General features: G+C 42.6%; 27 protein-coding genes. 19 read left to right on the top strand and 8 right to left on the bottom strand.

The window, feature by feature from the left end:
- Window positions 1-562 precede the first annotated feature (562 nt).
- Window positions 563-1270 carry an EcsC family protein gene (locus BMZ06_RS11270; RefSeq protein ID WP_089752142.1) on the top strand — a complete coding sequence of 236 codons (708 nt, stop codon included), beginning with the start codon at window positions 563-565 and terminating at the stop codon, window positions 1268-1270.
- On the opposite strand, the gene BMZ06_RS11265 is transcribed toward BMZ06_RS11270, so the two are convergent.
- Together BMZ06_RS11265 and BMZ06_RS11260 are read right to left on the bottom strand one after the other, a co-directional pair.
- On the bottom strand, window positions 1267-2451 hold the full coding sequence (locus tag BMZ06_RS11265; protein WP_089752141.1) for a M20 metallopeptidase family protein: 1185 nt from the start codon (window positions 2449-2451) through the stop codon (window positions 1267-1269). The two genes, BMZ06_RS11270 and BMZ06_RS11265, sit on opposite strands and share 4 nt — an antisense overlap.
- A gap of 408 nt (window positions 2452-2859) precedes the next feature.
- Window positions 2860-3297, bottom strand: coding sequence for a ferritin-like domain-containing protein (locus tag BMZ06_RS11260; RefSeq protein WP_089752140.1), 438 nt, complete (start codon window positions 3295-3297; stop codon window positions 2860-2862).
- 238 nt (window positions 3298-3535) lie between these two features.
- Between BMZ06_RS11260 and liaF the strand changes: the two genes are divergently transcribed.
- From liaF to BMZ06_RS11230, 5 genes are all read left to right on the top strand, one after another.
- Window positions 3536-4318: a cell wall-active antibiotics response protein LiaF gene (liaF, locus tag BMZ06_RS11255; protein WP_089752139.1), complete on the top strand. Its 783-nt coding sequence runs from the start codon at window positions 3536-3538 to the stop codon at window positions 4316-4318.
- Between the two features lie 12 nt (window positions 4319-4330).
- A complete protein-coding gene (locus BMZ06_RS11250) occupies window positions 4331-5416 on the top strand; it encodes a sensor histidine kinase (protein WP_089752138.1) in 1086 nt (361 codons plus the stop codon).
- Window positions 5394-6026, top strand: coding sequence for a response regulator (locus BMZ06_RS11245; RefSeq protein WP_089752137.1), 633 nt, complete (start codon window positions 5394-5396; stop codon window positions 6024-6026). The genes BMZ06_RS11250 and BMZ06_RS11245 overlap by 23 nt, the downstream gene beginning before the upstream one ends.
- An 857-nt stretch (window positions 6027-6883) precedes the next feature.
- Window positions 6884-7291, top strand: coding sequence for a disulfide oxidoreductase (locus BMZ06_RS11235; RefSeq protein ID WP_089752135.1), 408 nt, complete (start codon window positions 6884-6886; stop codon window positions 7289-7291).
- Between the two features lie 13 nt (window positions 7292-7304).
- Window positions 7305-7802: a thioredoxin family protein gene (locus BMZ06_RS11230; protein ID WP_089752134.1), complete on the top strand. Its 498-nt coding sequence runs from the start codon at window positions 7305-7307 to the stop codon at window positions 7800-7802.
- Between the two features lie 34 nt (window positions 7803-7836).
- On the opposite strand, the gene BMZ06_RS11225 is transcribed toward BMZ06_RS11230, so the two are convergent.
- Window positions 7837-8340, bottom strand: a complete 504-nt coding sequence (locus BMZ06_RS11225) for an antibiotic biosynthesis monooxygenase family protein (RefSeq protein ID WP_089752133.1) — start codon at window positions 8338-8340, stop codon at window positions 7837-7839.
- 97 nt (window positions 8341-8437) lie between these two features.
- On the opposite strand from BMZ06_RS11225, the gene BMZ06_RS11220 reads away from it, so the two are divergent.
- The 5 genes from BMZ06_RS11220 (at window position 8438) to BMZ06_RS11200 (ending at window position 15271) form a co-directional block, all read left to right on the top strand.
- The gene (locus BMZ06_RS11220) at window positions 8438-10612 is read left to right on the top strand and encodes a transglycosylase domain-containing protein (RefSeq protein ID WP_089752132.1); all 2175 of its coding nucleotides are present in this window, start codon (window positions 8438-8440) and stop codon (window positions 10610-10612) included.
- 111 nt (window positions 10613-10723) lie between these two features.
- Window positions 10724-11761 (top strand): uroporphyrinogen decarboxylase, encoded by a 1038-nt coding sequence (gene hemE / locus BMZ06_RS11215; protein ID WP_089752131.1) that lies wholly within the window; start codon window positions 10724-10726, stop codon window positions 11759-11761.
- A 12-nt stretch (window positions 11762-11773) separates the two neighbouring features.
- A complete protein-coding gene (gene hemH / locus BMZ06_RS11210; protein WP_089752130.1) occupies window positions 11774-12709 on the top strand; it encodes a ferrochelatase in 936 nt (311 codons plus the stop codon).
- Between the two features lie 2 nt (window positions 12710-12711).
- Window positions 12712-14127: a protoporphyrinogen oxidase gene (gene hemY, locus BMZ06_RS11205; protein WP_089752129.1), complete on the top strand. Its 1416-nt coding sequence runs from the start codon at window positions 12712-12714 to the stop codon at window positions 14125-14127.
- A 130-nt stretch (window positions 14128-14257) separates the two neighbouring features.
- Complete coding sequence (locus BMZ06_RS11200) at window positions 14258-15271, top strand: LacI family DNA-binding transcriptional regulator (RefSeq protein ID WP_089752128.1); 1014 nt, start codon at window positions 14258-14260, stop codon at window positions 15269-15271.
- A gap of 150 nt (window positions 15272-15421) precedes the next feature.
- Here the strand turns inward: BMZ06_RS11200 and BMZ06_RS11195 are convergent, their stop codons facing one another.
- Both BMZ06_RS11195 and yhfH read right to left on the bottom strand, forming a co-directional pair.
- Window positions 15422-15886 carry a hypothetical protein gene (locus tag BMZ06_RS11195; RefSeq protein ID WP_089752127.1) on the bottom strand — a complete coding sequence of 155 codons (465 nt, stop codon included), beginning with the start codon at window positions 15884-15886 and terminating at the stop codon, window positions 15422-15424.
- A 316-nt stretch (window positions 15887-16202) separates the two neighbouring features.
- Window positions 16203-16331: a protein YhfH gene (yhfH, locus tag BMZ06_RS11190; RefSeq protein ID WP_087946050.1), complete on the bottom strand. Its 129-nt coding sequence runs from the start codon at window positions 16329-16331 to the stop codon at window positions 16203-16205.
- Window positions 16332-16449: 118 nt separating this feature from the next.
- Here yhfH and BMZ06_RS11185 point away from each other — a divergent pair, with 118 nt between their 5' ends.
- The 3 genes from BMZ06_RS11185 (at window position 16450) to BMZ06_RS11175 (ending at window position 19993) form a co-directional block, all read left to right on the top strand.
- Window positions 16450-17181 (top strand): MBL fold metallo-hydrolase, encoded by a 732-nt coding sequence (locus tag BMZ06_RS11185; RefSeq protein WP_089752126.1) that lies wholly within the window; start codon window positions 16450-16452, stop codon window positions 17179-17181.
- 68 nt (window positions 17182-17249) lie between these two features.
- On the top strand, window positions 17250-18251 hold the full coding sequence (gene lplA, locus BMZ06_RS11180; RefSeq protein ID WP_089752125.1) for a lipoate--protein ligase: 1002 nt from the start codon (window positions 17250-17252) through the stop codon (window positions 18249-18251).
- Between the two features lie 203 nt (window positions 18252-18454).
- The gene (locus BMZ06_RS11175; RefSeq protein ID WP_089752124.1) at window positions 18455-19993 is read left to right on the top strand and encodes a fatty acid--CoA ligase family protein; all 1539 of its coding nucleotides are present in this window, start codon (window positions 18455-18457) and stop codon (window positions 19991-19993) included.
- A gap of 155 nt (window positions 19994-20148) precedes the next feature.
- Here BMZ06_RS11175 and BMZ06_RS11170 read toward each other — a convergent pair whose 3' ends face one another.
- Window positions 20149-20679, bottom strand: coding sequence for a GNAT family N-acetyltransferase (locus BMZ06_RS11170; RefSeq protein ID WP_089752123.1), 531 nt, complete (start codon window positions 20677-20679; stop codon window positions 20149-20151).
- 95 nt (window positions 20680-20774) lie between these two features.
- Between BMZ06_RS11170 and BMZ06_RS21135 the strand changes: the two genes are divergently transcribed.
- Entirely contained in the window at window positions 20775-20900 is a 126-nt protein-coding gene (locus BMZ06_RS21135) for a hypothetical protein (RefSeq protein WP_281244463.1), read from the top strand.
- Between the two features lie 370 nt (window positions 20901-21270).
- Here BMZ06_RS21135 and BMZ06_RS11165 read toward each other — a convergent pair whose 3' ends face one another.
- The gene (locus BMZ06_RS11165; protein WP_089752122.1) at window positions 21271-21735 is read right to left on the bottom strand and encodes a DUF3939 domain-containing protein; all 465 of its coding nucleotides are present in this window, start codon (window positions 21733-21735) and stop codon (window positions 21271-21273) included.
- Between the two features lie 49 nt (window positions 21736-21784).
- Between BMZ06_RS11165 and BMZ06_RS21130 the strand changes: the two genes are divergently transcribed.
- Together BMZ06_RS21130 and BMZ06_RS11160 are read left to right on the top strand one after the other, a co-directional pair.
- Window positions 21785-21907 (top strand): hypothetical protein, encoded by a 123-nt coding sequence (locus BMZ06_RS21130; protein ID WP_281244462.1) that lies wholly within the window; start codon window positions 21785-21787, stop codon window positions 21905-21907.
- Between the two features lie 143 nt (window positions 21908-22050).
- Window positions 22051-22578, top strand: coding sequence for a competence protein ComK (locus BMZ06_RS11160; RefSeq protein ID WP_089752121.1), 528 nt, complete (start codon window positions 22051-22053; stop codon window positions 22576-22578).
- On the opposite strand, the gene BMZ06_RS11155 is transcribed toward BMZ06_RS11160, so the two are convergent.
- Window positions 22499-22915: a YhjD family protein gene (locus BMZ06_RS11155; RefSeq protein ID WP_089752120.1), complete on the bottom strand. Its 417-nt coding sequence runs from the start codon at window positions 22913-22915 to the stop codon at window positions 22499-22501. The genes BMZ06_RS11160 and BMZ06_RS11155 overlap by 80 nt on opposite strands.
- Before the next feature lie 215 nt (window positions 22916-23130).
- Here BMZ06_RS11155 and BMZ06_RS11150 point away from each other — a divergent pair, with 215 nt between their 5' ends.
- Complete coding sequence (locus BMZ06_RS11150) at window positions 23131-23778, top strand: TVP38/TMEM64 family protein (protein ID WP_175477873.1); 648 nt, start codon at window positions 23131-23133, stop codon at window positions 23776-23778.
- 55 nt (window positions 23779-23833) lie between these two features.
- A complete protein-coding gene (gene lepB / locus BMZ06_RS11145; RefSeq protein WP_089752119.1) occupies window positions 23834-24370 on the top strand; it encodes a signal peptidase I in 537 nt (178 codons plus the stop codon).
- Window positions 24371-24411 lie beyond the last annotated feature (41 nt).

The raw sequence follows: 24411 nt of genomic DNA, 5'->3' as shown, positions 1-24411 counted from the left end.
GTTTCACTCTCTGCGGGATCTCACCTAGTCCCTTCTCCCATGGGAGTCTCGCCATTTCCCCACCAACCCAACATGATTATGAAAAACGGACCCTTCTAGGAGAGAAAAGTTCTCCTTCTTAATCTGTATTAAATGCTTTAATACAGGCTATGGCGATAGTTACATCTTGAAAATAGCTGCACAAACACATGGTCTCTTTACTCATCACTCAGGTGATGTTTTAAGTGGTTTCGAGCTTATGATTTGGCAAGGTCCGGAGGGGGACGATGAAGCTCCTGTGGGATGAACATGATCGGTAAGATCCCGGAAGGCGAAGCCTGAGGAAGCTTACCACATGCCCACGGAAAGCGAAATCGTCCCCCGGAGGACCTTCCTCATACCCAATATCTCGAAACTGAGTCTTCAACTAACCGGCCCTATTGTTTAATAAGGCGTTTGTGAAAAGGTTGAGAGAAAGTGGAGTGATGATTCTGTTTCATTAATTTATGGATGTTGTGCTGGGGGGCTTTCTAGTGGATTTAATTGTATGATGAAGATATCCGAATAAAGAGGGGTGTTACTTGTGAACTATGAAGAAAAAGCGTTAAAGGAAGCTTTACGCTGGAGACGTTCTTTAGACAAAAGATCATCTTTGATGCAGAGGCAATCTAAAAGAGTCCAGGCGGCTGTTAATAACAAAATCCCGGACAAAGTTCATAACGTTGTGACAGAAAGTATTCGAAGGATGATTGAAACTGCACTTACAACTTCTGAGTATGTTCGTCCATTGGAAGTGAATCCTGAATGGACGTTAGAGGAAAGAGAACAAAAGTTAGAGGAAATTTTAAAGCAGTATAAACAGACAGCAGCATTTGAGGGAGCAGGAACGGGTTTCGGCGGATTTTGGCTCGGATTGGCAGATTTTCCTTTGTTCCTTAGTATCAAAATGAAGTTCTTGTTTGATGCGGGACAGCTTTATGGGTTTAATGTAGATTCATATGAAGAAAAAGTATTTTTACTGCACGTATTCATGTTGGCTTTTTCCAGTGATGATGCCAGGAGGTCTATGAAAGGTGTGGTATTGGACTGGGACGAGATTCCACAAAGCCGTAAACACATTGATTGGAAAACACTGCAGATTGAATACCGGGATACATTGGATTTCGTTAAATTACTGCAGCTTTTTCCGGGAATCGGAGCCGTTGTTGGTTATATCGCAAATGGAAGGCTGCTTCAGCATTTAGGAGAGACGACTAAAAATGCCAGCCGCCTCCGTTTGCTGAGTAATTAAGAATTCTGGTGCTTTTCCTGGTAACTTCGATAAGCCTGCAATAAAGTTTTCGCGGCATGGTTCATCGCTTTTTCATCAAAATCGAATTTCGGATGATGGTGCGGATAATAATGATCGGGAATTTGAGCTCCGGTAAAGTAGAAAGCGCCCGGCTTTTCCAACAGATAATAAGCAAAGTCTTCACCGGCCATCACCGGCTCTACCTCTTGTGTGCGGAGACTGCTGTCTGCTTCATGAGAACGCTCCAGAACAAGTTCTGCCTCTGCTTCGTGGTTGACTACTGGCGGATAGCCTTTTTTATAATTAAAGGAATAGTCGGCTTCATAACCCGTGCAGGTACCTTTTATAATTTTTTCCATTTCTTCAATGATCAGCTGTTGTACTTCAGGATCGAACGTTCTTACTGTTCCTGTTAACTTAGCCGAATCGGCAATAATATTAAATGTGTGGCCTGCTTCAAATGTTCCAACAGATAAGACAGCTGTTTTAAGTGGATCCACTCTGCGGCTGACCACCTGCTGTAAAGAAGTGACAAGCTGAGAGGCAATGACAATCGCATCTTTCGTCTGGTGCGGCTGAGCTCCATGCCCGCCCTTACCTTGGATTACAATTTCAAAACGATCGGCTCCTGCCATGAAGGGCCCTTTTGCTGTTTCAATAACATTAGTGGGCGTGTTGACCCACAAGTGAGTACCGAATACAGCGTCGATATGGTCGAGTTTTCCGGAGTCCACTATTGGCTTAGCTCCACCTGGGGCATATTCTTCGGCGTGCTGATGCAGAAAGATCACTGTGCCTGGAAGGTCGTCTTGAAAAGGGACTAGTGCTTCGGCGAGACCTAGTAGAGAAGCAGTGTGGCCGTCGTGACCGCATGCATGCATAGCTCCATCATTTTGGGACTTGAATTCAAGATGATCGTTTTCTTCCTGAATCGGAAGAGCGTCAAAATCTGCTCTTAAGGCTACTGTCTTTCCAGGTTTTCCGCCTTCAAGGGTAGCCAGCACTCCATTACCGCCGATGTTTTTTTCGTAAGGAACCCCTAAACGTTCGTATGTATCTGCGATGTACTGGGCTGTTTCTTCTTCGTAGAAAGAGACTTCAGGATGCTGGTGCAGGTGTCTGCGTGTTTGAACCATTTGGTTATATTGGTCATCGATTGCTTGAAAAACGTCATTCCACATTCGTAACTTCCTCCTAGGATTTCTATAGATTGCATAAAGTGTAATATAAGTAACCCTAATTCTCAAACAAATTAGATTAGTCTAAAAAATAAGAGGTCTAATCTTAACAATAAGTATTTGCTAAATCTCTAGTGTTTTTCAAGAAAAGCTCACATCTGTTTAAGACTCAATTTCGAGATAGTTGGAGTCCGTTGCAAAACAATAGATGAGGGAGGCTACGAAAACAACTCGCTTTCTTGGGTCGTGCAGGGCCGCGGAAAGCGAGCCGTTACCTGGAGCCCCTCTCCACACAATATCTCGACACTGAGCCTAACACAATACGGCCCTATTCTATAATTTCTCTTTTGAGTAGACAAAACTTATAAGGTACAAAAAAACCGCTGCTTAAGCAGCGGTTCTGAATTTCGTCTATTCAGCTAATCGAGAATCCTGTAGCATACGACCGATTTCTTCATAGTGACCTGTTTCATCAGAAATCAAGTCATCAAGTTTAACTGAGAGTTCAGTCAGGCCAAGTTCTTCTGCCTGAACTTTACGCTCTTCATAGCGCTTGATGGTTTGACGTTCAGCTTCTCTGGCTTCCTCAAGCATCGGTTTCACTTCTGTATGCTGTTTCACTTCTGCTGGAGTTGTAGTAGGCGTGCCGCCAAGTATGCTGATTTTCTCGGATAAGTAAAGAGCATGTCCTTGTTCATCAGCTACTTCGCTTTCGAAAAATGGTTTCAGTACAGAACGATACAGACCGGAAACCACCGCTGCGTTATACGTGTACATAATTGAAGCGGCATATTCGTTAGCCAAGTCTTCATTCAGTCCTTCAATTAATACCTTCATTTTTTCATCCATATGACAACATCCTTTCTATAAAAAAGTTGCACAGTTTAGATATTCCCTGAGAATTGCTGTTTAAACCCCATCTCTATATTTTCTAAGCCTCCTACCTAAGACGGAGAATAAACCCTCCTTCGGCTTGTTTCTACGTGGTAGGATAAACGCTAAAGTAAGGATATGGAGAACCTTTCTTTTATTTAAGAAGGGATTCATGGAATAAATAGAGAATAACTCATCGCAGGATGAAAAAAGGGTGATTCAATTGAAAAAAAGAGCAGCAAATAGTTTATTAGCCACAGGATTGGTTGTGGTTGGAGCCATTCTTCTATTAGCCAACCTCGGTATTATTTCCTTGGAAATAGAGTTTTCGTGGTCTACGGTTTATCCAGTTCTGCTAGCTGGGATTGGGTTGAAATTGTGGGGAGATTCTCTCTTGAAACAAGGGGGATCCTGGACGTTAGGGTCCTTTCTTACAGTGTTTGGAGTCCTTCTGATTTTAGATCGTTTTGAAGTGATCTCTTTTCAATTTTCGGATGTCCTGCGCTTATGGCCGTTGTTATTTATATATATCGGTTTCAGTATTTTTCTTAGAGGGCAAAAAACGAAAAAATTTGAATTTGCTACAAATGGAGCTGCTTCCTACCACGAACCTTCTTCAGACAAGAAGAGAAAATCAACTAAGATGCTTATTGGAGATCATTCCTATAGTGATGAGAACTGGAAGGTCGAGCCAATGGATTTATGGAATGGTATAGGGGATTACAAGTTTGATTTCACCAGAGCGTTCATTCCAGATGGGGATACTCCGATCATTGTAAGAGGGTGGATTGGTGATGTAAAAATGATAATTCCGAATAACGTTCCGTTTCGTGTCGAAGCGAAGATTAAGACGGGGGACATAAAAGTGGCCGGCCAGACAGCCGATGGTTTTCGTAGAGAGGTTGTTTATGAAACGGATGATTACCAATCGGCTGACAGGAAATTATCTCTATGGATTGATTTCAATGTTGGCTCAATTAAGGTAGAGCGTGTGTAGGGGGGGCGCAGTATGTTTAAGCAGTTGAACAGTATCCGGTATATGTATATCCGTTCGCATTTGTACGGGCTTATCCTGAATATATTTATTATGCTTGCTCTTCTTCTCTCTGTTCACGTGTGGTTTAATCCCGATTGGCTTCACCCCGGAGCGATATTGTTTTTTATCGTTTCTTATCTCTTAGTAGGATTTGTAATGGCGGTATATGCAGGGTTCAAATCGAGTGGGGATATGAAGCAGCGCATGGACTATATTTCTACGATGATTACCAGGCTTGCCCGCGGCGAACTGTCATCGCGATTATATTTTAATGAGGAGGACGAAATTTCAGGAATCGCTGACGAGCTGAACACGCTTGGGGAGAAGCTTCACCAGCAGCGGGAATCTCTTCTGAAACTTGCGGATGAAAAAGGAGAACTGGCACGTTCTGCACACAAAGCAGCGACCATTGAAGAACGTCAGCGTCTGGCCAGAGATCTTCACGATGCAGTCAGTCAGCAGCTATTTGCTTTAACTATGATGGCTCAGGCGGCTGACCGTGTAATTGAAAAGAAACCCGAACAAGCCAAAAAACAGTTGAAGGAAATTACACAAATGGCTTTGCAGGCTCAAACAGAAATGAGAGCGCTGCTTCTGCATTTACGGCCTGTTCACTTATCAGGTGAACCACTGGGACAGGGGATTGCTTCGCTCATTGAAGAATTGAAGCAAAAATGTTCTCTTGATTTCAAGGTGCAAATGGAAGAAGTTTCGGAACTGTCAAAAACGACGGAAGAGCAACTTTTCAGGGTAGTCCAGGAGGCGCTTTCGAACATTCTTCGTCATGCCAACGCTAATGAAGTGAAGGTGGAAATGACGAGCTCCGGCCGAGAAGTGTTTTTACATATTGCTGATGACGGGGCGGGTTTTCATGCAGAAGACAAACAGGGCAATAAAGCGTCCTATGGGTTGAAAACGATGAGAGAACGCTGTGAAGAGGTAGGCGGCGAGTTCACGATCCGTTCCCGCGTAGGAGAAGGGACTCATATCGATCTTCGAGTACCTAAACAGCTATCTTTAAAGGAGGCAGAGGAGAATGATACGTGTCGTAGTAGTTGATGACCATGAAGTGGTCCGCAAAGGCGTGATCGCCTATCTGAATACGGAAGAGGAACTCGAGATTGTCGGGGAAGCCTCAGACGGGTATACAGGGGCAGCTCTTGTAAAAGAATTAAAACCTGATGTTGTATTAATGGATTTAATTATGGAAAATGGAACGGGAATTGAAGCGACAAAAGAAATAATGGAGACAGAGACCTGCCGCATTATTATTCTGACGAGCTTTTACGATGATGAAAAAGTGTTTCCGGCACTCGAAGCCGGGGCGTTCAGCTATATGCTGAAAACTGCTTCTGCTGACGAGATAGCTGAAGCAATCAAAAAAGCATTTCGTGGCGAAAACGTGATTGAGCCTAAAGTGGCCACCAAAATGATGACTCGTTTTCGTCAGGATAAGAAACCTCATGAAGAATTGACCAATCGTGAGCGGGAAGTTTTATTATGTATTGGAGAAGGGATGACGAATCAGGAGATTAGTGACCATCTTTTCATCGGGATTAAAACGGTGAAAACGCATGTGAGCAATGTCCTCAGCAAGTTAGAAGTACAGGATCGTACTCAAGCTGCTGTCTATGTCCACCGAAATGGTCTGTTGAAAAAAGAATCATAAGATTAAGTTCTTTACACAGGAATTAGTTCAAGAAAAGCTCCCGTTTGTTAAAGACTTGAATTCGAGATGTTGGTTTACAAGGAAGGTCCTCCGTGGGACGATTTCGCTTTCCGTGGGCATGTGCTGAGCCTCCTCGAGCTAAAGCTCTGCGGGGTCTCACCGATCATGTTTATCCCACAGGAGTCTTCATCGTCCCCCTACGGACCTTGCCGAATCAGAAACTCGAAACCACTTAAGGCATCATATGCTTTATGAGAAAAAAGAGTATATGAATTTGAAACTATTTTTAAGCTGTAACTACGTGAAATAGCCTGTCACAGAAGCATTTAAGACCAGTTAAGAAGGAGAGCATTCTCTCTTCTAGCAGGGCCGTTATTCTCCCATGGCTGGGGTTGCGATGGAAACGACGAGACTCCCGCGGGGAGTGTTAACGACTGAGGAGGCTCATGGTAAAAAGGAGGATCGACTAAAATCGCCACGTCCTGTGGCAACGTCGATCGACCCTACGTCATGTAGGGCCGCAGGAAAGCGAGTTGTTTCCGTAGCCAGCCCCTCTCTATATGAGCAACGGGCCCAAGATATCTCGAAACTGAGTCTTCAACTAACCGGCCCTATTGTTTAATCACCTGCTTATGAAAAATCAGCAGTAGCGTTTAACGATGCCTTGTAGTAATAAAATGAAATAGTAAGTTTTCAATAGTCCAAACTTTCTCTGCACTCCTAAAGCCACTTCCGGAGGCTTTTTTTTGTTTCTGTGACAACTTTGTGATAAGTGAAGATTAGAGGCAAAACTATTTTGTTTTCGAAACAATCCCTAGTATAATATCCTTTTAGAGAGGTAGAAAGGAAAATGACGAATGAAGGCGAAACATGAAAATTTATTGTTTATCATATGGGCAGTTGCGCTTACTGCTACAGCAGGAAGCTTATTCTTTTCCGAGGTTCTGGGCTATGAACCTTGTGAGTTATGCTGGTACCAGCGTATCCTCATGTATCCGCTTGTGATTATATATGGGGTCGGACTAGTTAAGAAAAATGCAGCTATGACGCTGCCGGGGCTCATTCTCAGCGGAATTGGGGCCATTGTTTCCCTGTATCATTACTTATTGCAGAAAGTTCCCGCGATAGGAGCAGGGGATGCTTGTGGACTAGTTCCATGTAATGTACAGTACATTAATGTTTTTGGGTTTATTACCATTCCATTTCTGGCAGGAACCGCATTTATTATTATTTTCATTACTCATCTATTAATGGTAAGGAAGTAAAGGGGAATTTAATATGAAGAAAAAAATGGTCATTTTTGGTACAGGCTTGGCTGTATTGATCGCTGTATTGATCTTTGTAGTAAACTACCAGAACAGTCAGAAGACAGCCGATAATCCTTATGGTAAGGATAACCTCAAACAAGCAACGATTGATCAGCTGGATAACGAGAATTATCAAAACCAAATCCAGCCTGACGAACTAGAGGAACAAATTGAATCCGGTGAAGACACAACTGTTTATTTTTACAGCCCTACTTGTGTTCATTGTCAGCGTACGACTCCTGTCGTGGTGCCGATGACTCAGGAGCTGGGCGTTGATATGAAGAAAATGAATCTGCTTGAGTTTGAAGATCAATGGGAAAAATACGGCATTGAAGGAACGCCGACCATCGTTCATTTTGAGAATGGTGAAGAAGCGGCACGGATTTCAGGCGAACAGCCCGTAACCACTTTTGATAACTTTTTCCGTCAAGAAGTTTTAGATGAGGACTCCGGACAGGCAGAAGAATAAAAAAAGTGAGCGGCACTGTCCGCTCACTTTTCGTTTATTCCTCTAACTGAAGCATTTGATACTTGGTAATGTAGGCATCTCCATCAATAAATGAAGGTTTCTTCTCGTGCTTTGGTCCTGAATTTTTGTGGGCTTGCTCGAAGGATTGGGAGTTCTTCCAATCTTCAAAGTCCTGAGCATTGCGCCACTGAGTCAGCACCACGTACGTATTGCCTTTGACAGGCCTCAAAATACGGATCGCTTGAAAGCCTTCCATATTCTCAACATTCCCTGCACGATTTTTGAAGCGGTCCTCAAATACTGGACGTCCTTCGTCGGCTACCGGGATATTATTCATAACGACGTACCCCTTGGGTTGAAGGCTGCCGACGGAGTCCACAATTTCGTACTCACGTCCTTCTTCAAAAATGGGATTCTCTCCTTCGTAATAAGCCACTGTTTTATCCTGGTCCTGCATAAATAAGAGGTGAGCATCTGGGTGTTGTTTGTCTAATTTAGCTAAGTAATTCAAAGTGCCATTTGTCATCGAAACTTTCATAATGGATGTCTCCTTTCCAACATTAATTTCAGTTTAGCAATTGAAATGGTGAACCCGCAAGTTTGAAAGAGATTGCACAAGAAAGGGTGCATAGAAAGTGAAACAATATGATTATCTTAAGCCGATCCAGCGCGCGGCAAGACGTGTGCGATGGGCTGGAATAATCCTTGCTATCCTGGTCATGGCCGGGGTGTTAGGGTATATAACCATCCTGTTTGGAGGACGTTTAGTCGTTAGTGAAGAAGATCTTGTGTTAGACGAAAAAACGTTAGTCGAAACAAAAGATGGAGAGGTTATTGAAGAGATTTACACGAAAAATAGGGAAATTATCGATATATCCGATATCCCTGAGCACGTGCAGCAAGCGTTTGTGGCGATTGAAGACAGCCGCTTCTATGAACATTCTGGAATTGATTTTAAATCGATTGTTCGCGCCGTCTATAAAGACCTCATCGCTATGGCTAAGGTCGAAGGAGCCAGTACCATTACACAGCAGCTGGCGAAAAATATTTCTTTATCTAATGATAAAACGTGGATGAGGAAGACGAAAGAAGTTATGGCCGCTATTTATCTGGAGCGGAATTTTACAAAAGATGAAATTTTGGAACTTTATCTCAACCGTATTTACTTTGGAGAAGGGGTTTATGGAATTGAGGCTGCTGCTGAGCATTACTTTCAAAGTTCGGCTTCAGAACTTACGGTAGCTGAAGGTGCGCTGCTTGCCGGTATGCCTAAAGCTCCGAATTCCTACTCTCCTTTTGACAACCCGGAAGAAGCAAAAGAACGACGCAACCTTGTTCTGTCACGCATGCATGACACGGGAAGTATATCGGCTGCTGATATGAAGAGCTATCAGGGTGCGACTATTGGAGCGGAAGAAGTTGAAACTGAAAGCGAAACGTGGACGAATAGTTACGTTGATTTAGTAATCGCAGAAGCAGCAGAGAAATATGATATTTCCAGGGACGAGTTAAAACGCGGAGGTTATCGCGTGATTGTGGAAATGGACCCTGTGGCCCAGCGGATTGCCGCTGAAAATATGAAAAACGGCGAATTTGTTCCCGGTACGAACGGGGAGGTTCAAGGGGCTTTAACGTTAATGGATCATAAAACTGGGGCCTTACGCGCGGTAGTCGGCGGCAGAGATTTTAAACACGGTGATATTAACCGTGTATTAACCTCTCATCAGCCTGCTTCAGCTATCAAGCCTCTTGCCGTTTATGGACCAGCCCTAATGACTGAAAAGTACACTCCTTATACAGTTCTCCCAGATGAGAAACAGGAGTTTTCGGGTGAGTATACTCCAGAAAATTATGATGGTGAATACGACGGATCTGTGTCTCTTTATCAGGCATTGAGCCAGTCCAAAAACGTCCCGGCTGTGTGGCTGCTGGATCAAATGGGTATTGGGTATGCAAAAGGTTATTTAAAAGAGCTTGGGCTTGATACAAAAGATAAAGGGCTGTCCATTGCTCTTGGAGGACTTTCAGAAGGATATACTCCTCTGCAGATGGCAGAAGCTTATCGCAGTTTTGCTCAAAACGGAAAGGTTACAGAAAGCTATACGATCACTCAAATCAAGGACCGATCCGAGGTAGTGATCCATAAGCATCAGAGTGAAGAAGAAACTGAGGTGTTCAGTCCGCAAACAGCCTGGTACATGACGGAAATGCTGCAAAGTGCAGTCAGTGAGGGTACGGCTAGTGCCGGTAATTATCGAAAGGCACTGGCAGGAAAAACAGGAACCCAGCAGCACCCGGCAGGTGATAACAAGGATGTCTGGTTTGCCGGATATACACCGGAGTATGTGGGAACGTTGTGGATGGGCTATGACCAATCCGGAGAGAATTACCGCTTAGAGGGTGGGAGCAGCTATCCTACCAGACTTATGAAGGAAATATTATCGCAAATCGACGAGGAAAAGAATTTAAAAGAAAGTTTTGAACGTCCTGAGGGAGTAGAAGACTTGCCGGAACCGATTGAAATGCCTGAAATTGAGGACGCATCAGGATCTCTAAGCTTATCAGGGCTCGCCAGATTCCGCGGAACCATCAGTTGGACACCTGCCGATGATGATCGACTGGTTTACCGTATTTACAGAGAAGAAGAAGGAGAAGATGTAAAAGTAGGGGAAGTAACTGGAAAAGGTGAGTTTAAAGTCAATGCCTTTGGAATATTCGATCAGACCACGTATTACATCGTTCCTTTTGATCCTTTGACAGGAAGAGAAGGTGAACCATCCAATAAAGTGACCTTGAATTGGGACCTGTGAAAAAACGCACAATCTCGTGAAAATTAGTTCATTATTCTATACAGACGAAGGATATATCGTTATAGTGGAAAGCGGATGAACGATGAACGTGGATAAAGGAGCTAGGTGATTATGAATAAAATAGAAAACGATACGATCTTAAGGGCTTTTCAGGGAGAAAAGACGGAGCATACACCGGTTTGGTTTATGCGCCAGGCGGGAAGATCCCAGCCTGAATATCGTAAATTAAAAGAGAAATATTCGTTATTTGAAATTACACACGAGCCGGAACTTTGCGCTTATGTGACCCGTCTTCCCGTCGAGCAGTACGGAGTCGATGCCGCCATTCTTTATAAAGATATTATGTCTCCCCTCCCTGCACTGGGCGTGGACGTGGAGATTAAAAAAGGCATCGGGCCGGTAATTCACAATCCAATCCGCTCCAAAGCCGATGTGGAAAACCTGGGAACCATCGATCCTGAATCCGATGTTCCTTACGTTCTGGATACGATCAGACTTCTCACACAAGAGCAGCTGACGGTTCCTTTAATCGGCTTTAGCGGAGCCCCATTTACACTCGCAAGTTACATGGTGGAAGGCGGTCCTTCCAAGAACTATAATAAGACCAAATCCTTAATGTACAGCGAACCCATGACGTGGTTTGCTTTAATGGACAAATTGGCTGATATGGTGATTACTTATGTCCGCGCTCAAGTGAAAGCAGGCGCAAGGGCTATTCAAATCTTTGATTCATGGGTCGGTGCTTTGAATGTAGAGGACTATCGAACATATATAAAACCAGTTATGGAAAGAATCTTCAGCGAATTACGTTCCGAGGGTGTACCGCTTATTTTGTTCGGTGTAGGCGCCCGCCATCTGGCTCTTGAATGGAATGACCTTCCAGTAGATGTGATGGGACTTGATTGGAGAATGTCCATTACCGAGGCAAGAAACAATGGAATTACGAAGCCATTACAGGGAAACCTGGATCCTTCTCTGCTCCTGGCCGATTGGGACGTGATTGAAGAGCGTACTAAGCGTATTATAGATGAAGGGCGCATGCATCCGGCTCACATATTTAATCTCGGACACGGCGTCACACCTGATATCAAACCGGAAACATTGAAACGATTGACCAATCTGGTTCATGAGTATTCAAAATCTAAGTAAGAGGTGACGATCATGGCTAAAAAACAAATGGGACTGCTAGTTATGGCTTATGGTACGCCATACAAAGAAGAAGATTTGGAGCGCTATTACACCCACATCCGACGTGGACGCAAGCCAACGGATGAAATGCTTCAGGATCTAAGAGACCGTTATGACGCCATTGGAGGTATTTCTCCGTTAGCAAGAATTACGGACAATCAGGCGGAAGCTCTTAAAAATGACTTGAATGAAAATCAGGATGAAATTGAATTCCAACTATATATCGGGCTGAAACACATTGAACCTTTTGTAGAAGATGCAGTTCAACAGATGAAAGAAGATGGAATTGAAGAAACTGTGTCCATTGTACTTGCTCCTCATTATTCCACCTTCAGTGTGAAGTCTTATAATGGACGGGCCCAGGAAGAAGCGGAAAAGCACGGCATCACCATCCGTTCCGTGGAAAGCTGGTATGATGCACCAGGGTTCATCGACTTCTGGAGAGAAAAAATACTGGCTGAGTATTCGAAAATTGCAGAGGAAGAGAAGAAAAATACGTGCTTAATCGTATCGGCTCATAGTCTTCCTATGAAAATCCTAGAAGGCGGCGATCCTTATCCGGATCAGCTGAAAAAAACGGCTGAGATGATTAGTGAAGCGACCGGCATTACTCAATACGAAATCGGCTGGCAAAGTGAAGGCAATACACCGGACCCTTGGATTGGACCGGATGTGCAGGATCTGACCAGGGATCTATATCACGATAAAGGATACACATCCTTTATTTATGCTCCCGTAGGCTTTGTATCCGATCACCTTGAGGTTCTTTATGATAATGATTACGAGTGTAAGGTAGTCTGTGATGAAGTAGGAGCCGATTATTACCGGCCAGAAATGCCTAACACCAACGATAAGTTTATTCATACTCTTGCTGGTGTCGTACTTGAGAAAGCAGAAGAGCAGCGATAAGTATGAAAGAGCAAAAACGAGTACTTGTGGTAGGCGGAGGCATTTCAGGATTAACAGCGGCTTATTATCTGCAAAAAGAACAAAAGCAGAAGAACTTACCTCTGGATGTTCAATTGATCGAAGCAAGTGGTCAATTAGGAGGGAAAATTAAGACAGAAAAGAGAGATGGTTTTACGATTGAACGAGGACCAGATTCTTTTCTTGCCCGTAAAGAAAGTGCCGCAAGACTGGCTGAAGAAGTCGGTCTTGGCGATCAGCTTGTGCCAAATGGTACGGGGCAGTCTTACATTCTGGTTAATGGTAAACTTCATAAAATGCCAAGTGGTTCTTTTATGGGAATCCCGACTCGTATTCGGCCTTTTTTATTTTCCGGCCTTTTTACCCCGGCGGGAAAATTAAGGGCCTCCTTAGATTTAATAAAGCCTAAGAAACAAATGGAAGGCGATCAGGGGCTAGGTCTCTTTTTCCGCAGGAGACTTGGCAGTCAAGTGGTAGAAAATTTAATCGAGCCCCTTCTTTCTGGTATTTATGCAGGGGATATTGATAAGTTGAGTCTGGAAGCCACTTTCCCTGATTTTTATCAATTAGAGCAGGAATACGGAAGTTTAATTAAAGGTTTACGCAAGACTCGTTCCATCAGTAAACCTAAAAAAGGGGAAAAGAAACCAAGCATGTTCCGAACACTTGAGCATGGGCTTGAATCCCTGGTAGATGCTGTGGAAGATAAACTTGATCCAGGCTCTGTAAGAAAGAATACAAAAGTCGATCATATCGAGAGAAAGCCTCAAGGTTATCATGTACTGTTAAGTGATGGAACCGTAGAAGAAGCGGATGCTGTCATACTGGCTGTTCCTCACTTTCAGGCACAGCGTATGCTTTCTCAATTCGATTTTATGGATCCTTTTAAAAAAGTAAATGCGACATCTGTAGCCAATGTTGCGATGGCTTTTGACGCATCAGCTATCAAAAAAGATATTGACGGGACAGGCTTTGTGGTGTCACGGAACAGCAGTTTCAGAATAACAGCCTGCACGTGGACGCATAAAAAATGGCCTCATTCGACCCCGGATGGAAAAGTCATGCTTCGTTGCTACGTAGGAAAACCAGATGACCAGGACGTGGTGAACCTGCCGGATGAAGACATAGTTGAGATCGCCTTGAACGATTTAAACAAAACGATGGATATTACCGATAAACCCGACTTTTCTATTGTGACTCGCTGGTATGACGCTATGCCTCAATATCAGGTAGGACATAAAGATCGCTTAAGAGAGATCACCGAACAAATGGAACAACAGCTGCCTGGTATTTGTTTAGCAGGAGGTTCCTACCGTGGAATTGGTCTTCCTGATTGTATAGATCAAGGGGAAGCAGCGGTAGAAAAGGTGCTTAGCTCTATAAAGGATAACCATATTTAACACTGCTGCCCCACGGGCGGCAGTTTTTTCTATTAAATTATGAAAGGGCTTGCAAGAAGACAGTAGGATTAGTATGATTTAAATTGGAAACGTTTTCAAGTTATCGTAAACATCATCAGGGGGAGATCAAATGGCTACGATAGAAGATGTAGCAAAGCTGGCTGGCTTATCCAGAACGACGGTATCCAGAGTCATTAATGACCAGCCCTATGTAACAGATGAGAAAAAACAGCGCATCCTTCATGCGATGGACGAATTGGGGTATGTTCCTAATTCTTCCGCACGGCGCCTGCGCAGCCAGCGAACCGAAACCATTGCTGTATTGCTGCCGCGTATAACGAATCCTTTTTTCGGAAATTTAATAGAGTCGATGGAGCAGAAAGCATCCAAGGCAGGCTATCAAGTGATTGTATGTCAAACCCATGATTCAAAGAAGAAAGAACTCGATTACCTGCAGTTATTAAAAACGAAGCAAGTGGATGGTATTATTATGACTTCTTTAGTAAATGATTGGGAATTGATCCATCCTTACCTGGAAAATGGCCCAATTGTGTTATGTAATGAATATATGGAAAATAAACCTGTACCGATGATTCATATGGACCATAGGCAGGCGGCATATGAAGCGGTGCAGCATTTAATTGAGCAGGGATGTAAACACTTAGCCTTTGTTCATGGTGAGCAGGAAGGTCACTTAACCTTAGAGCGAAAACGTGGGTTTGAACAAGCTTTGCTGGACCATGGTCTTACTTCATCGGAGAATCAAGTGATCCAGGGGCCGATGGATGTAGGGGATGGGAGGCAATTGTTCAGCTATATTAAAAAAGAAATGCCTCATATTGACGGAGTATTTACCGGTTCCGATGAAGTGGCGGCCGGGATGATCTATGAAGCTGCCCATTCTGATTGGAAGATTCCTGAAGACCTCTCGGTGGTCGGCTTTGACAATCAGATGCTCTCCCTTCTTATGGTGCCTTCCATCACAACGATTGAGCAGCCTGTAAAGAAGTTAGCTGATAAAACTGTGGAAGTCTTACTGAAACAGTTGCTTCATCCCGATCCTGTGCGTGGAAAGAGCCATGTATTTGATCATAAACTTGTAGTCAGAGGATCGACAAGGAAAGAAAAATTAATCCTACACTAAAACCCATTACTCGTGGGTTTTTTCTTTTAGAAAGGGACATGCTCTTCTTAGTCATCCTTCCTTTTCGTTTTACTGCGAAGGGGTGCAAACTATGATAATAAAGTAGAAGATGGATATCTATACTGTGAAAAAAATTGAATGATGGATGATTCAGGAAAGCTTTGAGAAGGATTTCATGGCTTTTTTAAAATGGAAGAAATACCAATCGATAAGGATTAGACCCATGCCATAAGTAATTGCGGAATATAGAATGTTCCACCCATGATCGTAGATGATTTTATCGATTGATAAGGCGTAAATTTCAAGACCATTTAAGATCACCATAAACAAGGAATACATGATCCAGCGACTGATTTGCCTCATGTAAAGAAAATAAATAAACCACGCAGCAATGATGGGATTATACCCAAAGTCGATAAATATGGTATTGATTAACGTGATTTTTTCTTCAGGAATTAGGAGCCAGAAGCCCAATTGCACGCCTAACTGATTACCTGTCACCGAAAACAAAGCAGTAATTGGAACAACGGTATAAAATAACACCCGGGCGCGTTTGTAAAGGTAAACTCCGCTGATCCAGGGAAGAATAAATCCTAATATAATATTAATCAGCAAAGTTGAATCCCCCTAGAAATAGAAAGGCTGAGACGACATAGACGTCATTATTATTATGGGACGGTACTTATTTGTTATAAATGTTAATTTATGTAAGGGTGCTTGTTGTTTTTTAAGCTGTTGCAGTACAGAGATCACCTCTTTATATAATCCCAGTGTCCGGCACCGGCGTACGGCTTCCAAAAAAAGTTTCTTTTAAAAGAAAACTACTGACATCAGACATCTTTGTACGTTAAAAAATTACAAAAAAAAGCAGCTTTTATTCAGCTGCTCCAAATTACATGTTCCAGATTCATTTTTTTGTGGAATACTAGAATTAGTGAGCCGGGTGGTCGCATTCGTCGCAAACGTTACCGTAGCAATCAGCTTTTTCCTGGATAACATCACCGCACTTGGAGCATTGTTTCTCGGGCAAATTACGGAAGAATTCAATTACGCTCATCATGTTACATCGCCTCCAATTAATTTAGTGTAAAGTCATTGTATTATAACAATATGCAGAAATCAACAGTCTGTTATAAAACAATTAAAAAATAGGTATAAAGATATAAGGAGTGGTAAAGATGAAAGTTACAGTAATCGGTTATTGGGGAGCCTACCCTGAGGCAGGAAGCGCTACTTCAGGATATTTATATGAAGAGGACGGGTTCAAAATGCTCGTTGATTGCGGAAGTGGTGTGCTATCCAGGCTGCAGCAGTTCACCAATCTTATGGATTTGGATGCGGTGGTGCTGTCACATTACCACCACGATCATATCGCTGATATTGGCCCTTTACAGTACGCTTATCTTGTACAGAACTCCCTGAACGACACCAATGAAGTTCTTCCAATTTACGGTCACAAGGAAGATAAAGAAGCATTTAAAGCCTTGACTCATCAATACACCAAAGGGGTGGAGTATGATCCGGGCAAGAGCCTGCAGGTAGGACCGTTTACGATTGATTTTCAGAAAACAGAGCATCCGGTTCCTTGTTATGGGATGAGCATTACGGATGGAAATGAAACAGTTGTTTACACAGCAGATACTAGTTACTTCTCTGAGTGGGGTGAATTTGCTAAGAATGCTGATCTTCTAATTACGGATACTAATTTCTTTAAAGGAATGGACGGAAAAGGACCTGGCCATATGACGAGTACAGAAGCGGCTTCAATTGCAGCTGAGGCTTCCGTCGGTACCCTATGGCTTAGCCATCTGCCTCACTTTGGTGTACAGGGACGGCTGCTTCAGGAAGCGCAGGATGTTTTTGAAGGAACTATTCAAGTAGCCTCGGAAGGTTTAACGTGGGGAGAATAGATTGTCTAAACATGTCGAAACCATTACAATAGAGAATTAGAACAGTCTTTGTGGAAAGGATGAGAATGATGCTATTTATTGATCACGAAGGAATCAATGATCCTACGATTAACCTTGCGATTGAGGAGTACGCGTTGAAAAACCTCGATATTAACGAAACGTACCTGCTTTTTTATGTGAATGAGCCTTCCATTATCATTGGGAAGAACCAGAATACAGTGGAAGAAATTAATACCAATTACGTGGAGGAGAACGGTATTCATGTCGTACGCCGGTTATCTGGCGGGGGAGCGGTTTACCACGACCTTGGTAATTTAAGCTTTAGTTTTATTACGAAGGACGATGGGGACAGCTTTCACGACTTTGCTAAATTCACTAAACCAGTAACAGAAGCGCTGAAGCAGATCGGTGTGAACGCGGAATTATCCGGACGAAATGATGTAGTTGCTGAAGATGGACGGAAAATTTCAGGAAATGCTCAATTTTCAACCAAAGGGCGGATGTTCAGTCATGGAACGCTGATGCTGGATTCAGAAATTGAAAATGTAGTATCTGCTCTTAATGTGAAAACCGAAAAGATTAAATCCAAGGGCATCAAATCCATTCGCAGCCGCGTAGCGAATATTTCTGAGTTTCTGGAAGAAAAAATCTCCATGCAGGAATTCAAGAATCTTATACTGCGTCATATTTTCGACGTTGAAGATGTAAAAGATGTGCCACAGTATAAGTTAACGGAAGAAGATTGGGAGAAGATCTATAAGCTTTCAGAAGAGAGATACCGCAACTGGGACTGGAATTATGGAAAATCCCCTAAATTCAATATTCAGCATACCGAGCGCATTGAAGGTGCCGGCAGCTATGATATACGTCTGGATGTAGCGAAAGGCTATATTAAAAATGCTAAAATTTATGGCGACTTTTTCGGCGTAGGGGACATCACAGATGTAGAAGAGAAACTGATTGGCACGCAATACAACCGTCAGGCAATCGCAGAAGCTCTCCAGGATATTGATATTTCCCAGTATTTAGGCAAAATCAATATTGAACAATTTTTGGATATCGTATACTAAAGCTTTTTGCAAAGAAGATAAGAGTAAATCCCTTAAGTGATCATTCATACAGTCAGCTAAAAGATTCCTCATGTGGTGAGGGATCTTTTTTATACTCTTTGACGAAACTTGCTAATTAATTGTCAGTATTTTATAATTAGATTGAAAATTTAAAACAATATTATGAATGATTATTCATTCAGAATAAAAAAGGGGAGTCATTCATGAATTTAAGTGAACAGTTGTCCGTAACAGCTCAGCGTAACCCTTCTAAAGATGCTTACATATTTCAGGGACAAAAGGTGAGTTATCAGGAATTCGATGCATCGGTTACGAAGTTCGCTTCCAGATTGACCGAATTAGGCTACGGGAGGCATGACCACATTGCCCTTGTCAGTGGAAACAGTCCGCTGTTTATGATCGGCTTGTACGGTGCATTGCGTGCAGGGATCACGGTTATTCCTATCAATCCGACTTATACAGCCGATGAAATGAGCTACATCCTGAAGAACGGGGATGTGAAAGCTGTCATCACGATGGATGTATTACTTGAACTATTTGAGAAAATGGACGACCAGTTAGAGGTGTATCACTACTTTACTGCAGACACAGGTTCAGGCATTGATTTGAACAACTCTTCGTTATCCCCAAAAATGAAATCGTTTACAAACGTATTGTCAGAAGGGAAACTGGATTACGCCCCCCCAAGTCTGGATAGTGAAGATACGGCTGTTATTCTCTACACTTCCGGAACAACAGGTAAACCCAAAGGAGCAATGCTCACGCACAAAAACTTGTATTCCAATGCGGTAGATGTCGCCAATTACTTGCAGATATCATCGGAGGATCGCGTCATCGCTACTTTACCTATGTTCCATGTATTCTGCTTAACGGTCGCTTTAAATGCTCCGATTATGAACGGAGGGACGGTCTTAATTGTGCCGAAATTCTCCCCGCAGAATGTCTTTACCATAGCTGAGGAATATCAAGCTACCGTCTTTGCGGGCGTACCAACTATGTATAATTACCTGCAGCAAACCGGCAAGGATCAAGTTCACACATTTTCCAATATAAGACTCTGCATATCCGGCGGCTCTTCTCTGCCTGTTGCTCTGTTGGAGTCGTTTGAAAAACAATTTAATGTGCGGATCTCAGAGGGATATGGTTTATCAGAGGCTTCTCCTGTTACGACCTTCAACCCTCTTGATCGCCCTCGAAAAGCAGGTTCAATTGGGGCCAACATTCGTAATGTAGAAAATAAAGTGGTGGACGAACTTGGAGATGAGGTTCCGGTCGGAGAAGTAGGCGAATTGATCGTCCGCGGTCCGAACGTGATGAAAGGCTATTATAAGTTACCTGAGGAAACGGCTGTAACCATTCGAGATGGCTGGCTTTACACAGGAGATATGGCACGAGTGGATGAAGAAGGTTATTTTTATATTGTGGATCGTAAAAAGGATATGATTCTTGTAGGCGGCTACAATGTCTATCCAAGAGAAGTAGAGGAGGTATTATATAATCATCCGGATATTACGGAAGTCGCTGTAGTCGGAGCACCTGACCCCGAGCTTGGCGAAACTGTCATCAGCTTTGTAGTATCCAGCAATCCTTCCATTAATGAACACGCATTGCACGAGTACTGCCGGGAGCATTTAGCTAAGTATAAAGTTCCTTCCCGGATAGAGTTCATGGAAGAACTGCCTAAAAACACGACCGGTAAAATCCTGCGAAAGAATTTACGCGAAAAACTGGCTCAATCTTAATGAGTTAGACTCTAAAACTGAGATAGTACAGAGATAATATAAGTGGATATAGGTAGGCTGTTTTTTAGGGACAGTCCATCAAAAAAGATTCCGGAACATCATGTTCCCCGGAATCTTTTTTGATTACGCCAGTTAGGGTTTCCTGAGGTTTTTAGTTAAAGTTCGTCTGTATATTTTTCCATGCGGATATCCTCCCACATTTTCCCCTGCCAATAAGTAAAATTAGGAATACGGCCAATCTCTTTATATCCTAGGTTCTGATAAAGTTTCTGAGCGGGAAGGTTAAATTCAAATACCCCCAGTTCGATACGGACGAGTCCTTGCTTCTTGATTTGCTTTTCCAAAAAACGGATCGCTTCATACCCTGCTCCTTTGCCTCTGGCTTCTGGTTCCCCTATGGTAATTCCAATCCATGCTGTTCCAGGTTCTTTTTTAAAAAGGTGTTCTGGATCAATCATGTAATTCATTGAGCCGACCAGTTGTTCATCCAGGTAGATAAGGTAAATCTTGTGATGAGCGAGGCTTTCCTGTAAACCTTCCAGGGTCATCAACGACCGTCGTTCCACCTCAAATTGATTTTGATTAGGGCGTGTGAGTGGAATCAGTTCAGGGTCGTTTTCCCATCGGTTAAATGCATCAACCAGATGGCAGGCAGGTTCTTTTAATTCTACGAAATGAGTTCTCATGGTCAGTTCCTTTCTTGTGCAAAATGGATCTTATCTTACAATATTATTGAATATATGTTTCGGAAGAGTGCACGCAGCTGATGCGGCACCCCGCAATGATTCTATTACATGTGCAAAAACAAAAGAAAGAAAATCAATTGATTTTAGAGTTTGTAGGTTTTTTGTCCTGGAAAGGAAATGGAGATTATTTGTATGGTAAAGGTGCAAAAGAAGTTATATAGCCAAAATATAAGTGGTCGTTTTGTAAAGTATTGGATGTAAGATGTCATATCCTAGTAACTACGCAATCGGTTGCGGTCTTCCGCAATATCTTTTCGGTGAATCTTAATTATTTGTATATTACAATAAGAATAGATAAGCGATGATGCTTATTGATTCAACTATTTATGATGTGGTGATCATAAATAGGTCAGTAACTTTGTTACTGATGAGTGTATTCTGTGAAGAAGTTTCTTTACAGGAACTTTTTCAAATTTAATCCCTCACTCAAAAGTTAACCAGTCGTCTCTTTGGCCAATGCTTCCAATAGCATTGGTCCTTTTTTTGTCTTTTTTTAAGAAAACATTTCTGCCCTATTCTGTATAGATTCGCTTACTTTGGTTTCTTGTACGTAATCATAAATTCTTCAGTTGTCATATAAAAGTCCCTTTTTGGCCTTTCGGGTAACAGGTCGAGCTTTTCAAGCTTATAATAATTTATCTTCTTATAAGGATCATTATCGATCACGGGGACTTCCTGAGTTTGTTTCATATATTCATCTACAGCCTGCTGTACGATATCAATATCTTTAGCCAATTGCAAATCTTCCTCTTCAAACAGCTCATACGTTTTCCGTGACATGTAAAAGTTTTTTCTGGGAAGAGCGTGTAAATAGGGAGCAAGAAGTTCGTAATCAAGAGTTAGATCCTGGTTGATCACGACACTAAGAGGAACTTCATTGGGTTTGTGATCAGCGAAAGCATGAACCGCTTTTCTGATATCGTCGATGGAGAGATCACTGATTTCCAGAGGTTGATCATTTTGCTTAGGTTTTTGCTTTTTTTTACGGTTCCACACGTATATTCCTCCTTTAGAATAATTGAAAAATGATATGGGGGTACGTCAATTGAAAGATAAACCAAATCTTCAGCCAGAACTCGATTTTTTTACATTGCTGAATCCGGACTTCGGTCAAAGTGAGAAAGAAGGAGACGGAGAACAACAAACCAGGCAAAAAGAGGAGGCATAACCGTAGTATATCAGAATTGGAATAATTCCACATTTATTAAGAATGTTTAGACTTTATACTCAGTATTATGGTAAATTTAAGAAGATAAGCGGCGGGGTCCAGGATGAACTACCGCCGGCTTAATAGAAAGGATGATTACTAGAATGGAGTATCTTCAAAAAAAAGAATATGAGGTGAACCCTCAAACGATGGCGCTGATTGCTAAGTATGATCAGCAAGGGCAAGTGATTACACACGTGGTGGAGCAGCATGGAAGCTTTGAAGTATTAAAATGTCCAAGCCAGGTGGTCGATGATTCCTGCCGTTATTTTGCAAGCAGTCTGGAAGGCCGTATTCTAGGTACAAAGCAAGTGACCAGCTACACCCACAAACCTCCTATTGTGATATCTGAAGCGATGGGTATATACTTCTTCCCAATTATTTCTCCTAAACGTAAAGAGTGCTCCTGGATCGCTTTAAAATACATCCATACCCACAAGGGTGAAAGCGATCATACGACCACGATACAATTTTCCAATGGGACAAGCCTCAATCTTCCCGTATCGGTGGGGATGTTTGCCAACCAGCTTCACCGCACTGCTCATTTCAGATTTATTCTTGAGGATCGTCTGCACGCTTCTCAACCCCCGCTGGATGCTTCTCACGATTTGAGATTTGGGACCTCTTCATAAGTTCTGATAGAATTACTTCTACTTTCTTGCGGATGGCCGGGTTAAAGTAGTTTCGTTTCTCTTCGTAGCCATGAGCCAAGAATAGAAATGAGGTGAATGAATCATTTCTGCCGGTTTCAACGACTTGCAGCTTGTGGTGATCCATTTTCTGGCGAAGCTTTCTCCGTTCTTCGCGTGCCTCGAGCTCCATCTTTCCCAACAGTTCTAAATAAGGTTCTTTTATTTTAAATTTCCCTAATTCAAAGTGCTTCCGATCTTGCTTGATAACAGCAATCGCCATTGATAGAAATAAATAGCGTGAAGCCAGATCCAGCTCTTTTTGTTTTAAATAACGCATACTATTCTCCTCCAAAAGGGAACGTTTGTTCTGTTTTTATTATATCACGTGAAGTAATATATTATGCAAGTAAATTTCGGAAAAGGTTATAAATGGCAATAAGATGGGGAAGCTAGAAATAAACAGATTTCTGGTAGGCATACGAGAAGGTTTCATATAAAATGGAGAAAAGAAGCACTGGTTTTCTCGGTGTGAATAAGGAGCAGCACCGTCTCATGTACTTATTTACTTTCTCACTTGAGCGTTATAAAAGAATGGCTGAAAACGATCAGCTTTTTGATTACGTGATCCAGCAGCTTGAACAATTAGAAAGCTTCGGGCCACTGCCGGGAATTCTGCTTCCTTTGCTGGAAGCTTTTCTGCCGATCCTGCCCTTAGTGGCTTTTGTGCTGGCAAACTCGGTCGTGTATGGTTTGTTTAAAGGGTTTTTGTATTCATGGATTGGTTCCGTAGTGGGCGCCCTCTGCGTTTTTCTTATTATTCGAAGACTTGGGAGAAAACGGTTCCTTCGTTTTATCACCCGTCATGAAAAGGTGAAAAAAGTCATGACCTGGGTGGAAGAGCATGGGTTCGGTCCGTTGTTTCTTTTAATGTGTTTTCCATTTTCACCTTCATCCATTATTAATGTCGTGTCAGGACTATCGAACGTGAGCCGGCAGCAATTTATGCTGGCAGCGATTTTAGGAAAGTCGGTTATGATCTTTACAATTGCTTATGTGGGCTCAAGTATCGCTTCGTTTGCTCAAAATCCGATGAAATCGGTTATTGTGGGAATCTGTATTCTATTATTCTGGACGGCAGGTAAATACATAGAAAAGCGGATTCAGAGAAGAGCAGCGAGAAGGGGGCGCGTAAGTGATTAAGTTTAATCCGGGAAGGGTAAAATAGGGGTAGAAAGAAGACCTGGAGGATTAAACTATGAAAAAATATCGTAATCTCATCCGGACTGTATTGCTTGCTTTATTGCTAGCTTTCGTTTTTCGTTCTTTCTTTTTCGCAAGCTATATTGTGGATGGTGAATCCATGGAACCTACTTTGTATGACGGAAACTTGTTGATGGTCAATAAAGTCGTCTATGATTTACAGGAAATTGGAAGACAGGACGTGATCGTTTTCCATGCTAACGAAAAGGAAGATTATGTGAAGCGGGTAATCGGTGTAGGAGGAGATGAAATAGCTGTCAGGGATGACGAGCTTTATGTGAATGGAAAGCTCGTAAACGAGGCGTATCTGGAACCGTTGAGACCACATGGTGGTAAGGCTTTCACAAGCGACTTTACCTTAGTAGGTGTCACCGGTCAAATGCAGGTTCCTGAAGGTCACTTGTTTGTTTTAGGAGATAATCGCAGGGACAGTCTGGACAGCCGCTATTTTGGTTTCGTACCCATCGAAACGGTGGTGGGAAAAGTGGATGTCCGCTACTGGCCATTTTCCCAATTAGCTCTACAATTTTAGAAGAGAATTCCAGCCGTCCGTCGGGCGGTTTTTTTATGTAG

It is taken from the genome of Halobacillus alkaliphilus (assembly GCF_900113125.1).
Classification (GTDB): Bacteria; Bacillota; Bacilli; order Bacillales; family Halobacillaceae; genus Halobacillus; species Halobacillus alkaliphilus.
Note: the sequence above shows the minus strand (reverse complement) of the source record. Positions and strands in the feature narration are given on the sequence as shown.